Source organism: Parvibaculum sedimenti (genome assembly GCF_009184905.1).
In the GTDB taxonomy this organism is placed as follows: Bacteria; Pseudomonadota; Alphaproteobacteria; order Parvibaculales; family Parvibaculaceae; genus Parvibaculum; species Parvibaculum sedimenti.
Genome location: NZ_WESC01000002.1, coordinates 183,852 through 196,672 on the forward strand (window position 1 = coordinate 183,852; position 12,821 = coordinate 196,672).

The following is a 12,821-nucleotide window of genomic DNA, read 5'->3' on the forward strand; positions in this document are numbered from 1 at the left end:
GTGTAATACCTGATAAAGCAAGCGGAATGTCGCCGCTTGCACCTGAAGCCCCGATGGGCAAAAAAAGAAAAAAAGACGGTTGCGCCGCGACCTCTACTGGACTGACATAAGCGGCTGACACCGCATCAAGAGCAAAGCCCCAAATGAAGTTTTTTGTCGACACTGCCGATATCGCCGAAATCAAGGACCTGGCTGCCACCGGCCTCCTCGACGGCGTGACCACCAACCCCTCCCTGATCGCCAAATCCGGCCGCAACTTCCTCGAAGTGGTCGAGGAAATCTGCGGGATCGTCGACGGGCCGGTCAGCGCCGAGGTGACGGCTCTCGAAGCCGACGAAATGCTCAAGGAAGGGCGCTTCCTCGCCAAGATCGCCAAAAACATCGCCGTGAAAGTGCCGCTCACCTGGGCGGGCCTCAAGACCTGCAAGACGCTGACCGGCGAAGGCACGATGGTGAATGTCACCCTCTGCTTCTCTGCGAATCAGGCGCTGCTGGCGGCCAAGGCCGGTGCAACCTTCATTTCACCATTTATCGGGCGTCTCGACGACATCAACCTCGATGGCATGGAACTCATCGAAGAGATCCGGACCATCTACGACAATTACGATTTCAAGACCCAGATTCTCGCCGCTTCGATCCGCACCGCGAACCATGTGAAGGACGCGGCTCTGGTCGGTGCCGACGTCGCGACGGTTCCGCCGGCAGTCCTGCGCGGCCTCGCGGCCCATCCGCTCACCGACAAGGGGCTCGAGCAGTTCCTCGCCGACTGGAAGAAGACGGGGCAGAAGATTCTCTGAGACCTCCGGGGCACTTTGGGCACGGGCTTGCCCCGGAACACGACAAACAGACAAGCCAGATGAAGGTAGTCCGACGCCATGAGCCACTATAACGACCGCAACGAAGCCGAGCAGCGCATCAGGCGTTCCGAGCCGAGCCTTTCCGTGGCTCAGGTGCGGGACTACCTGCTGGCGCATCCCGACTTTCTGGCCAACGATCCGGAGCTGGTTGCGGCTCTCGCGCCGTCGCGCATGGAAGGCCACAACGTGGTCGACATGCAGCAGTTCATCATCGGCAAGCTTCAGAATCAGGTCCGCACACTGCGCGACATCCAGTCGGACCTGATCGAGGCCTCGTCGCTGAACAGCCTTGCCCGCGAACAGGTGCATCAGGCCGCGCTCGCCCTTCTCGATGCGCGCGACTTCGAGCACCTGATCGACTTCATCACCGCGCCCGACGGTCTCGCGCGCGTCCTCGGCTCGCGCGCCTGCGCTATCTGCATTGAAACGACGAATGGCGTCTCCGCCATCGGCGTGCGCAGCGTGCGTGTGCTCGAGCCGGGCGGCGTCGCCCGCATGATGGGTGGCGTGGTCCCCTATCGTCTCGTCGCCAATGTGTGCGGCAGCCGCGGCCTCTACAATCACCTCGCCGACGAAGTGCAGTCGGAAGCCCTTGTCAGGCTCGAATTCTCGCGCGTCTCGCCGCCCGGCCTGCTCGCGCTTGGCGGTTTCGAGCCGGAACAGTTCCATCCCGATCAGGCGGCAGACCTTCTCGAATTCCTGGGCCGCGTCGTGGAACGCTGCGTGCGTCGATGGCTCGAGCTGCCGCCGGACCTCTGACGGGCGCTCACGCGCCCACGCCCGACGAGGCGGCCGCATCGATCGCCGCCGCTTCGGACCTGCGCCTCGAATTTCGATCCTGGTATTCGCATCTGATGGCGGAGCGCCGCGCAAGTCCGGCAACGCTCGTTTCCTATCTGCGCGACCTCACCCGCTTCTTTGAATTTCTCACCGACCACCTCGGCGGTCCCGCCGATCTCGATGCGCTGCGGAAACTCGAACTGCGCGACTTTCGCGCCTTCCTGACGCTTCGCCGCAACGAGGGCCTGCAAAGCCGGAGCCTCGCCCGCGCCCTGTCGAGCATCCGCTCCTTTTTCCGCTTCCTCGACCGCGGGGGCATCGTTTCCAATGCCGCGCTCACGGCGCTTCGTTCGCCGAAAATCCCGCATGCGATTCCGAAACCCCTGACGCCCGATGCCGCCCTCACTCTCATCGACGAGGCGAGCGAGCGCGACGGCACGCCCTGGATCGCCGCGCGCGACGCAGCCATTCTCACGCTGCTTTATGGGTGTGGGCTCCGCATCGCGGAAGCGCTTTCTCTCAACAAGAGCGACGCGCCGCTCCGCGATACGCTGCGCGTCATCGGCAAGGGCCGGAAGGAACGCATGGTTCCCGTGCTCGCTGTCGCGCGCGAAGCCGTCGACGATTATCTGCGCCTATGCCCCTTCGGCCTCATGCCCGACGATCCATTGTTCGTCGGTGCGCGCGGTAAGCGCGTCGATCAGCGCATCGTGCGCGAGGTGGTTATTCAGCTCCGCCGCAGGCTCGGCCTCGCAGATACGGTGACGCCGCACGCGCTGCGCCACAGCTTCGCGACGCACCTCCTCGCGGGCGGCGGCGATCTTCGGACCATTCAGGAATTGCTGGGCCATGCCAGCCTGTCGACCACGCAGATGTATACCGAAGTCGACAGTCAGCGGCTTCTCGACGTCTACGACAAGGCGCATCCGAGAGCCGGGCACTGAGGCCCCGCGCGCCGATCACATATGGATCGGCACACCCGTCACCGCCAGCGCAGCTTCCTTCACCGCTTCCGACAGCGTCGGATGAGCGAAGCACATGCGCGCGATGTCCTCGGAGCTGCCCGAGAACTCCATCGCCACGACGGCCTCCTGGATGAGCTCGCCCGCATTGGCGCCGATGATGTGAACACCGAGGATACGGTCGGTCGCCTTGTCCGCGAGGATCTTTACAAAGCCTTCGGTCGTCTTGTTCGCCTTGGCGCGGCCATTGGCCGTGAAGGGAAACTTGCCGGCATTATATTCGACGCCGTCGGCCTTGAGCTGCTCTTCGGTCTTGCCGACCGAGGCGACTTCCGGCGCGGTATAGACGACGCCCGGGATGACGTCGTAATTCACATGGCCCCAATGGCCGGCGAGCTGCTCGGCGAGCGCAACGCCTTCTTCCATGGCCTTGTGAGCAAGCATGGGGCCCACGATCACATCGCCAATGGCATAGATGCCATCGACATTCGTCTTGAAATGCTGATCGACCTCGACGCGGCCGCGCTTGTCCGTCGTCACGCCGACATTCTCAAGGCCGAGCCCGCCCGTATAGGCGACACGTCCGATCGCAACCAGCACAACATCGGCTTCGAGAATCTGCGTCTCGCCGCCCGCCGCGGGCTCCACCGAAACCTTGAGGCCGGACTTCGTCTTCTCGACCTTCGTCACCTTCGAGCCGAGCTTGAACTCGAAGCCCTGCTTCTTGAGGATGCGCGTGAAATTCTTGACGACCTCGCCATCCATGCCCGGCAGGATATCGGGGAGGAATTCGACCACCGTCACCTTGGCGCCGAGACGGCCCCAGACGGAACCGAGCTCAAGCCCGATGACGCCGCCGCCGACGACCAGCAGCCGGCCCGGCACCTTGTCGAGCTTCAGGGCACCGGTCGAGGAAACGACCGTCTTCTCGTCGATCTCGATACCCGGAAGCCGCGCAACGTCGGAGCCCGTGGCGATGACGATGTTCTTTGTCTCAAGCAAGCGGTCGCCGACCTGAACCTTGCCCGGCGCCTTGATGACGCCCTCGCCCTTCACCCATTCGATCTTGTTCTTCTTGAAGAGGAACTCGATGCCCTTGGTGTTGCCGTCGACAGCCTCGTCCTTGAAGGCGATGAGCTTCTTCACATCGATCTTCGGCGTTCCGACGTCGATGCCCATGCCCGGAAAGGCGTGTTGCGCCTCGGCGAAAAGCTCAGAGGCATGAAGAAGCGCCTTGGACGGGATGCAGCCGACATTGAGGCAGGTGCCGCCCAGAGCGTCGCGCTTCTCGACGCAGGCGACCTTGAGGCCGAGCTGCGCCGCCTTGATCGCGCATTCATATCCGCCGGGTCCCGCACCGATGACAACGAGATCGAAACTGTCAGCCATGGCAGGAACCTTTCATACCGGACGTGAAACGGACAATCAGAGATCGAGGAGAAGGCGCTGCGGATCTTCGAGCGCTTCCTTGACACGCACGAGGAAGGTCACCGCTTCCTTGCCATCGACGATGCGGTGATCGTAGGAGAGCGCCAGATACATCATCGGACGAATTTCGACCTTGCCGCCGATGGCGACGGGGCGCTCCTGAATCTTGTGCATGCCAAGCACGCCGGACTGCGGCGCGTTGAGGATCGGCGTCGACATCAGCGAGCCATAGACGCCGCCATTCGAGATCGTGAACGTGCCGCCCTGCAGCTCTTCGAGCTTCAGGTGTCCGTCGCGGGCGCGCTTGCCGTATTCGTTGATCGTCTTTTCGATATCGGCGAAGCCGAGATCCTGCGCCTCGCGCACCACCGGCACGACAAGACCGCGATCGGTGCCGACCGCCACGCCGATATTGTAGTAGTTCTTGTAGATGAGGTCGTCGCCATCGATCTCGGCATTCACCGCCGGAATTTCCTTCAGCGCCGCGATGCAGGCCTTGACGAAGAAGCCCATGAAGCCGAGGCGAACACCGTGCTTCTTCTCGAAGACATCCTTGTACTGATTGCGAAGCGCCATGATCGCCGTCATGTCCACCTCGTTGAAGGTGGTGAGCATGGCCGCCGTGTTCTGCGCTTCCTTGAGGCGCGTCGCGATCGTCTTGCGCAGGCGCGTCATGCGGACGCGTTCCTCGCGCGCCGACTGATCGGCGGATGTGGGCACACGCAGCTGAACGGGTGCGGCCGGGGCTGCCGCGGGCTTCGCCGCCGCTTCCAGCGCGTCGCCCTTCGTGATGCGGCCGTCCTTGCCTGTGCCTTCGATCTTCGAGGTGTCGAGAGCGTTCTCCTCGGCGATGCGGCGCACGGAAGGCGCGAGACCCTCGGCAACCGCAGGCTTCGCCGCAACAGGTGCGGGCTTCGGAGCGGGCGCGGCGGCGGGTTTCGGCGCGGCGGCCTTCGGCTCTTCCTTCTTCGCGGCGGGCTTCGCCGAGACCTTGCCGGCGCCTTCGCCGATCGCGCCGAGAATGGCGCCGATCGCAACCGTCTCGCCGACCTTGACCGAAATTTCCGACAGCACGCCCGAAGCCGGCGACGGCACTTCCACCGTCACCTTGTCGGTTTCGAGCTCGACCAGCGGCTCATCCACCGAAACGGCGTCGCCGGGTTGCTTGAACCACTGCGCGACCGTCGCCTCCGTCACCGATTCGCCGAGTGCCGGCACCTTGATTTCCGTGGCCATTCTCTTTCCGCCTTTCAGAGGAAGTCTCAGTCGATCTGCAACGCGTCCGACAGAAGCTGATTCAGTTGCTGGAGATGCTTGCTCGCAAGGCCGACCGCCGTTGCCGCGGAGGCGGGTCTGCCCGTGTAGCGCGGACGGCGGTAACGCGCGCCGACCTGCCCCAGCACCCATTCGATATTGGGCTCCATGAAGGTCCATGCGCCCATGTTCTTCGGCTCTTCCTGGCACCAGACGATTTCCGCCTGGGGGAAGCGCGCCAGTTCCGTCATCAGCGACTTCGCCGGGAACGGATAGAGCTGTTCGACGCGCATGAGGTAGACATCGTTGATGTCGCGCTTCTCGCGCTCCTCGTAGAGGTCGTAATAGACCTTGCCCGTGCACATGACGACGCGCTTGATCTTGTCGTCGCTGACGAGCTTGATCTTCTCGTTCTTGAGAAGCTGCGCATCGTCCCAAAGTACACGGTGGAAGGTCGAGTCGGGTCCGAATTCCTCAAGCTTCGACACGACGCGCTTGTGCCGCAGCAGCGACTTCGGCGTCATGATGATGAGCGGCTTGCGGAACTTCCGATGCATCTGACGGCGCAGAATGTGGAAGTAGTTCATCGGCGTCGTGCAGTTCGCGACCTGCATGTTGTCTTCGGCGCACATCTGCAGATAGCGTTCGAGACGAGCCGAGGAATGCTCGGGGCCCGCGCCTTCATAGCCATGCGGCAGAAGCATCACGAGACCCGACATGCGCAGCCACTTGCGCTCGCCAGACGAGATGAACTGGTCGATCACCACCTGGGCGCCATTGGCGAAGTCGCCATACTGCGCTTCCCAGAGCACCAGCGCGTTCGGCTCGGCAAGGCTGTAGCCATATTCGAAGCCGAGCACCGCATTTTCCGAAAGCATCGAGTTGATGACTTCGTAGGGCGCCTGATTCTCCGCCACATGGTTGAGCGGAATGTACTTGTCTTCGTTCTCCTGATCGTTGAGCACCGAGTGACGCTGCACGAAAGTGCCGCGCTCGGAGTCCTGACCGGAGAGACGAACCTTGAAGCCTTCCCTGCAGAGCGTGCCGAAGGCAAGCGCCTCTGCCATGCCCCAATCGAAGCCTTCTCCGGTCTCGATCATCTTGCGGCGATTGTCGAGGAAGCGCTGGATGGTCTTGTGGACGTTGAAGTCGTCGGGCACCTCGGTGAGGCGCTTGCCGACGTCGCGCAGAATGTCGAGGTCGACACCTGTCTCGCCGCGCTGCGCCTCGCCTTCGGCCCGGCCGAGGCCCGACCAGCGGCCGTCGAGCCAGTCCGCCTTGTTCGGGCGGAAGCTGTTCGAGGCTTCGAGCTCTTTGTCGAGTTCGGCCCGGAAGGCATCCTGTCGCCGGTCGAATTCTTCCTTTGTGATGAGGCCCTGACTGATGAGCCGCTCGGAATAGATTTCGAGTGTCGTCGGGTGGCTCCTGATCTTCTGGTACATCAGGGGCTGCGTGAAGCTCGGCTCGTCGCTTTCATTGTGGCCGAAGCGGCGATAGCAGAACATATCGACGACGACAGGCTTGTTGAAGCGCTGGCGGAACTCCGTCGCGATCTTCGTCGCATGGACGACCGCTTCCGGATCGTCGCCGTTCACATGGAAGATCGGCGCCTGCACCATCTTCGCGACGTCAGAGGGATATGGCGACGAGCGCGAGAAGATCGGGCTCGTGGTGAAGCCGATCTGGTTGTTGATGATGAAGTGGATCGAGCCGCCCGTGCGGTGCCCCTTGAGGCCCGAAAGACCCAGGCACTCGGCAACCACACCCTGGCCCGCGAAGGCCGCGTCGCCATGGATGAGCAGCGGAATGACCGAGCCGCGCTGCGTGTCGTGAAGCTGATCCTGCTTCGCGCGCGCCTTGCCGAGCACAACAGGATCGACGATTTCGAGATGCGAGGGATTTGCCGTCAGCGACAGATGCACCTTGTTGCCGTCGAACTCGCGGTCTGACGAGGCGCCGAGGTGGTACTTCACGTCGCCCGAACCGTCGACATCTTCCGGGTTGGCAGAGCCGCCCTTGAACTCGTGGAAGATCGCGCGATAGGACTTCGACATCACATTGACGAGCACGTTCAGACGCCCGCGATGCGCCATGCCGAGCACGATTTCCTTGGCGCCGAGATTACCGCCGCGCTTGATGATCTGTTCGAGCGCCGGGATCATCGCTTCCGCGCCATCGAGGCCGAAGCGCTTGGTGCCGATATATTTGATGCCCGCGAAACGCTCGAAGCCTTCCGCCTGAATGAGCTTGTCGAGAATGGCGAGTCGGCCCATCTCGGTGAAGGTGACTTCCTTGTCCGGGCCTTCGATGCGCTCCTGGATCCAGGCCTTCTCTTCCGGATCGCCGATATGCATGAACTCGACGCCGATCGTGCCGCAATAGGTGCGGCGCAGAATGTCGAGCATCTGGCGCACGGTCGCAGTTTCGAGGCCGAGCACATTGTCGATGAAGATCGGACGGTCGAGATCGTCAGGACCGAAGCCGTAGCTTTCCGGCTGAAGCTCGGGATGCTCCGACTTCGGACGAAGCTGCAGCGGATCGACATCGGCGTCGAGATGGCCGCGAATGCGATAGGCGCGGATCATCATGAGCGCGCGCACCGAATCGAGCGTCGCGGCGCGGATCTCCGCCTCGCTCGCTCCACCCTTACGCTCGCTGATCTTCTGCTTGATCGGGCCCTCGGTCGTGGCCCAGTTGCCGTCGAAGGCCGAAATGAGGTCGCCCGTGGCAGCGACGGGCCAATCCGCCCGCTTCCAGGAGGCGCCCCTGGCCTCCTTCAGCACATCTTCGGGCGCATCGCCGAGACCGTCGAAGAAGGTGCGCCACTCCGCATCGACCGACGAGGGGTCCTGCTGGTAGCGGGCATATAGCTCTTCGACGAAAGCTGCGTTGGTTCCGTAGAGGAAGGACGTCCGCTCGAAGCGCTCATTCGCGCCGTCATTGCTCATTCGGTGTCCGGTGCGAGGAGCCCTCGCACCCCCTTATTGAGAGAGGCTGTTGCCCGGACCAGATCCGGACAGTTTCAACACGCTCGACAACTATATGCGGGATCGCCGGCCGGGGCCGCGATCCCGCAATCTCTTCAGAGCCCCTTCAGAACCTCGACCAGCGTCGTGCCGAGCGCCGCCGGCGAAGGCGAGACCCGGATGCCGGCCGACTTCATGGCCTCCATCTTGGCTTCCGCGGTGCCGCGGCCGCCGGAGACGATGGCGCCCGCATGACCCATGCGGCGGCCGGGAGGGGCCGTGACGCCGGCGATGAAACCAACCATCGGCTTCTTCACCTTCGACGACTTGATCATGTCGGCAGCTTCTTCCTCGGCCGTGCCGCCGATTTCACCGATCATGATGATCGATTCCGTCTGCGGGTCGGCAAGGAACATCTCGAGCGCGTCGATGAAGTTCGTTCCATTGACCGGGTCGCCGCCGATGCCGATGCAGGTCGACTGGCCGAGGCCCGCCGCCGTCGTCTGGGCGACGGCTTCATATGTAAGCGTGCCCGAGCGCGAAACAATACCGACCGAACCCGGCTTGTGAATGTGGCCCGGCATGATGCCGATCTTGCACTGGCCCGGCGTGATGACGCCCGGGCAGTTCGGGCCGACGAGGCGCGTCTTCGAACCCGAAAGCGCGCGCTTCACCTTGACCATGTCGAGAACGGGGATGCCCTCGGTGATGCAAACCGCAAGCTCGATGCCTGCGTCGATCGCCTCGAGGATCGCGTCGGCGGCGAAGGGCGGCGGCACATAGATGGCAGACGCCGTGGCGCCGGTGCGCTCGACCGCTTCCGCGACCGTGTTGAAGACGGGCAGGCCCAGATGCGTCGTGCCGCCCTTACCCGGCGAGGTGCCGCCCACCATCTTGGTGCCGTAAGCGATCGCCTGTTCCGAGTGGAACGTGCCCTGCTTGCCGGTGAAACCCTGGGTAATGACCTTGGTTTCCGAATTGACGAGAACAGCCATTTACGCAGCCTCCTTCACGGCCTTGACGATCTTCTCGGCCGCGTCGGCGAGATTGTCGGCGGAAATAATGGGCAGGCCCGATTCGGCCATGATCTTCTTGCCGAGTTCGACGTTCGTGCCTTCGAGGCGCACGACCAGCGGAACCTTCAGGCTCACTTCCTTCGCGGCGGCGATGACGCCTTCCGCGATGATGTCGCAGCGCATGATGCCGCCGAAGATGTTGACGAGGATGCCTTCGACATTCTTGTCGGATAGAATGATCTTGAAGGCCGCCGTGACTTTTTCCTTCGTCGCGCCGCCGCCCACATCGAGGAAGTTGGCGGGCTCGGAGCCGTAATATTTGATGATGTCCATCGTCGCCATGGCGAGGCCGGCGCCGTTGACCATGCAACCGATCTTGCCGTCGAGCTTGACGTAGTTGAGGTCGTACTTCGACGCCTCGACTTCCGCCGGATCTTCTTCCGTGATGTCGCGGAGTTCGACGATGTCCTTGTGACGGTAGAGCGCGTTGTCGTCGAAGCCGACCTTGGCATCGAGGCAGACGAGCTTGTTGTCGCCCGTGACGACCAGCGGATTGATCTCGAGCTGTGCCATGTCTTCGGCGACGAAGGCCTTGTAGAGCTTGTCGACCAGCGCCACGGCCTGGGCGTTGAGATCGCCTTCGAGACCGAGTGCGAAGGCCACCTTGCGGCCATGGAAGCTCGAAACGCCGGAGGCCGGATCGATCGAGAAGGTCAGGATCTTTTCCGGCGTCGAATGCGCCACTTCCTCGATGTCCATGCCGCCTTCGGTGGACACGATGAAAGCGATGCGCGAGGTCGCGCGATCGACGAGCACCGAGAGATAAAGCTCGCGGGCAATTGAGGAGCCTTCCTCGATATAGAGGCGGTTGACCTGCTTGCCGGCCGGGCCCGTCTGGTGCGTCACCAGCGTGGAGCCGAGGAGCCGCGTCGCTTCGCTCTTCACATCATCGAGCGACTTCACGACCTTGACGCCGCCGGCCTTGCCGCGCCCACCCGCATGGATCTGGGCCTTTACGACATAGACGGGGCCGCCGAGCTTCTTGGCGGCTTCCACCGCTTCGTCCGGCGTAAAGGCGGGAAAGCCCTTGGGCACCGCGACGCCATATTTCGCGAGCACGGCCTTGGCCTGGTATTCATGGATATTCATGCGATCCGTCCGGCATGAGGGGCGGCGGAAGGTCGCAGGCCCCGATGGGAAATCGTATTTGCGGGGAGTTATAGCACCCGCGAGGCCAGGCGCAACAGCCAAATGCTGAATCCGGATTCACTGTATCTCACCCGCTAACCTACAGAATTCTCAGTACAAATTTTTGGGCGCCGACGTTAGGGCAGGCTGCCCAAGCTTTGTGCAATGGCAGATCTGTGACCTCGGCGGCGGCGGCGAAATTCATTTAATCCCTGTGCCCAAGATAGAAATGTTAGATTTAAAAACTTGCCGATCCCCATATTCTGGCGAGCTCTCCCGTTAGAAACGGTCCCCGGCCTGCGCGGCTCACCAAGAAAAATCGGTCATCAAGATTATGTCAGCTCCTCAAGGCCGCCTGCAGCAGTGGCTGCACTCAATCTCTCCGCGCGTGAAATTCGCCGCCCTTATGGGTTGCGCCTCCCTCATCGCCTTCACGCTGCTGCGCCTGGTCTTGACCACGCTCCTCGCGACACCCGTCGCGGAGCGGCCGCTTGCCGACATCGCCGCCGCTTTCGGCCTGGGTGCGCTCAGGGACATGGCCGTCGCCGCCCTGTTCGGCCTCTCATTTCTTGCATTCCTCAATATGCGGGCACGGTGGAAGTCGCGCTTCGGACGCGCACTGCCCCTCACTTTACTCACGCTCGCTCTTTTCCTGATCGTCTTCAGCGCCGTCGCCGAAGTGTTCTTCTGGAACGAGTTCGACAGTCGCCTCAACGGCATCGCGCTCTACTACCTCATGTTCCCGCGCGAGGTGATCGGTAACCTGCAGGAATCCTTCAACGTCGCGCTCTACATGCCGATGGTCGCCGCTGCCGCGATCGGCATCGCGCTTGCGCTGCGCATGCGTCTTCGCCGCGCGGTGGATGCTGTGCCTGCAAAGAGGCTGCGCCTGCGGGAATATGCGGGCGCCGCCGCACTTGCCATCGCTTCGGTATTTACGCTTCACACAGCGAGTGGCGACGTCAGCGCCAATCGTGAAATCAACCAGCTTGCGGAGAACGGCTGGTCGACCTTCGTCGCCGCCGGCCTCTCGAACGATCAGGAATATGACGGCATCTACCCGACCATGAACGAGAAGGAGGCGATCGAAATCGCACGCTCGCTCGTCGCTCAGGACAACACGACCTTCATCGATCAGACGGATGCACGCAGCCTGCGCCGCTGGGTGGAGAACGGCCAGAACCCGAAGAAACTCAACATTGTCATCGTGACGAATGAATCCTTCGGCTCGAAATTCGTCGGGGCACTCGACAGCAGCAAGCGCCCGAGCCTCACGCCCGCGCTCGACAAGCTTTCGGGCGAAGGCCTCTTCCTCACCAACATCTATGCCTCTGGCGACCGCACCGTGCGCGGTCTCGAAGCGACCGAAACCGCCTTCGCGCCGATTCCCGGCATTTCGACGGCGCGGCGGCCGGAGTCCGAAGGCATGTATTCGCTTCCCTTCCTGCTGAAGAGCTTTGGCTATCGCGCTGCCGTTCTCTACGGTGGCCGCGCCGTTTTCGACAACATGGGCAATTACTGGAAGGGCATCGGCTTCGATCCGGTCTGGGATCAGGCGGATATTCGCCATGAGAGCTTCACCACCGCATGGGGCGTTTCGGACGAGGACCTCTACACCGAAGCTCTCTCGCGCATGGACGAGATGTCAGCGGAACAGAAGCCCTTCCTTCTGACCATGATGACGGTGTCAAACCACCGCCCCTATCGCTTTCCGCAGACGCATGTGAAGTGGAGCGACGATCTCAAGGCGCGCGAAAACTCGGCGCATTACGCGGACTGGGCCTATGGCGATTTCATCGAGCGCGCGCGCAAGCACGCCTGGTTCGATGACACGGTCTTCGTCTTTGTCGCCGATCATAGCGAGAAGATCAACGGCGCGGCGCAGGTGCCGCTGCAGGACATGCGCATTCCGGTCATCATTTACGCGCCCAGGCATATCGCGCCGAAGCGCATCGACACGCTCGGCGCACAGATCGACCTCATCCCGACGCTGTTGGGCGAACTTGGCTTCTCATACGTCAATCCGTTCTTCGGCAAGGACCTTCGCCGCATACCGCCGGATGGCGGATGGATTTCCGCCGCGCATAATTTCTCGATCGCCTTCGGGCGGCCGGGGCATGTCGCGGTGCTGGAGCCCGACGCACCGAGCAAGGGATACAGCTTCGAGGCTGGCCTGACGCCGCTTGTGCCAGAGACGGCAAATGCCGAAACGCTGAAGCAGGCGATCGCACTGACGCAAACCGCACATCACATGTTCTACGCCCATCAATACCACATGGCGCAGAACGATGAATGGCCGGCCTATATACCGAACCAGAACACGCCGGCTCAGAAGCCCGCGCTCGACCAGATCACGCGCCCCTGAGACAT

9 protein-coding genes are annotated in these 12,821 nt (G+C 62.5%); 4 read left to right on the forward strand and 5 right to left on the reverse strand.

What is annotated here, in order from left to right; all coding sequences use genetic code 11:
- Positions 1 to 143 precede the first annotated feature (143 nt).
- The 3 genes from fsa (at position 144) to F2P47_RS02700 (ending at position 2,581) form a co-directional block, all read left to right on the forward strand.
- Complete coding sequence (gene fsa / locus F2P47_RS02690) at positions 144 to 797, forward strand: fructose-6-phosphate aldolase (protein ID WP_152214617.1); 654 nt, start codon at positions 144 to 146, stop codon at positions 795 to 797.
- Between the two features lie 78 nt (positions 798 to 875).
- Positions 876 to 1,616, forward strand: a complete 741-nt coding sequence (locus tag F2P47_RS02695; RefSeq protein WP_152214618.1) for a DUF484 family protein — start codon at positions 876 to 878, stop codon at positions 1,614 to 1,616.
- Positions 1,589 to 2,581, forward strand: coding sequence for a tyrosine recombinase XerC (locus tag F2P47_RS02700; RefSeq protein WP_152214619.1), 993 nt, complete (start codon positions 1,589 to 1,591; stop codon positions 2,579 to 2,581). The genes F2P47_RS02695 and F2P47_RS02700 overlap by 28 nt, the downstream gene beginning before the upstream one ends.
- 15 nt (positions 2,582 to 2,596) lie before the next feature.
- Here F2P47_RS02700 and lpdA read toward each other — a convergent pair whose 3' ends face one another.
- The 5 genes from lpdA to sucC form a co-directional block, all read right to left on the reverse strand.
- Complete coding sequence (gene lpdA / locus F2P47_RS02705) at positions 2,597 to 3,988, reverse strand: dihydrolipoyl dehydrogenase (protein WP_152214620.1); 1,392 nt, start codon at positions 3,986 to 3,988, stop codon at positions 2,597 to 2,599.
- 36 nt (positions 3,989 to 4,024) lie between these two features.
- Positions 4,025 to 5,263 carry a 2-oxoglutarate dehydrogenase complex dihydrolipoyllysine-residue succinyltransferase gene (gene odhB / locus F2P47_RS02710; protein WP_152214621.1) on the reverse strand — a complete coding sequence of 413 codons (1,239 nt, stop codon included), beginning with the start codon at positions 5,261 to 5,263 and terminating at the stop codon, positions 4,025 to 4,027.
- 26 nt (positions 5,264 to 5,289) lie between these two features.
- Entirely contained in the window at positions 5,290 to 8,229 is a 2,940-nt protein-coding gene (locus tag F2P47_RS02715; protein ID WP_152214622.1) for a 2-oxoglutarate dehydrogenase E1 component, read from the reverse strand.
- Positions 8,230 to 8,363: 134 nt separating this feature from the next.
- Positions 8,364 to 9,242 carry a succinate--CoA ligase subunit alpha gene (sucD, locus tag F2P47_RS02720; RefSeq protein WP_152214623.1) on the reverse strand — a complete coding sequence of 293 codons (879 nt, stop codon included), beginning with the start codon at positions 9,240 to 9,242 and terminating at the stop codon, positions 8,364 to 8,366.
- Positions 9,243 to 10,412 carry an ADP-forming succinate--CoA ligase subunit beta gene (gene sucC, locus F2P47_RS02725; RefSeq protein WP_152214624.1) on the reverse strand — a complete coding sequence of 390 codons (1,170 nt, stop codon included), beginning with the start codon at positions 10,410 to 10,412 and terminating at the stop codon, positions 9,243 to 9,245.
- 427 nt (positions 10,413 to 10,839) lie between these two features.
- On the opposite strand from sucC, the gene F2P47_RS02730 reads away from it, so the two are divergent.
- Positions 10,840 to 12,816, forward strand: coding sequence for an LTA synthase family protein (locus F2P47_RS02730; protein ID WP_185680909.1), 1,977 nt, complete (start codon positions 10,840 to 10,842; stop codon positions 12,814 to 12,816).
- The last annotated feature ends 5 nt before the right edge of the window (positions 12,817 to 12,821 follow it).

Excerpts from the sequence above, each read along its gene's own strand:
- fsa (WP_152214617.1), top strand. The coding sequence starts at position 144 with ATGAAGTTTTTTGTCGACACTGCCGATATCGCCGAAATCAAGGACCTG.
- F2P47_RS02695 (WP_152214618.1), top strand. The coding sequence starts at position 876 with ATGAGCCACTATAACGACCGCAACGAAGCCGAGCAGCGCATCAGGCGT.
- F2P47_RS02700 (WP_152214619.1), top strand. The coding sequence starts at position 1,589 with ATGGCTCGAGCTGCCGCCGGACCTCTGACGGGCGCTCACGCGCCCACG.
- lpdA (WP_152214620.1), bottom strand. The coding sequence starts at position 3,988 with ATGGCTGACAGTTTCGATCTCGTTGTCATCGGTGCGGGACCCGGCGGA.
- odhB (WP_152214621.1), bottom strand. The coding sequence starts at position 5,263 with ATGGCCACGGAAATCAAGGTGCCGGCACTCGGCGAATCGGTGACGGAG.
- F2P47_RS02715 (WP_152214622.1), bottom strand. The coding sequence starts at position 8,229 with ATGAGCAATGACGGCGCGAATGAGCGCTTCGAGCGGACGTCCTTCCTC.
- sucD (WP_152214623.1), bottom strand. The coding sequence starts at position 9,242 with ATGGCTGTTCTCGTCAATTCGGAAACCAAGGTCATTACCCAGGGTTTC.
- sucC (WP_152214624.1), bottom strand. The coding sequence starts at position 10,412 with ATGAATATCCATGAATACCAGGCCAAGGCCGTGCTCGCGAAATATGGC.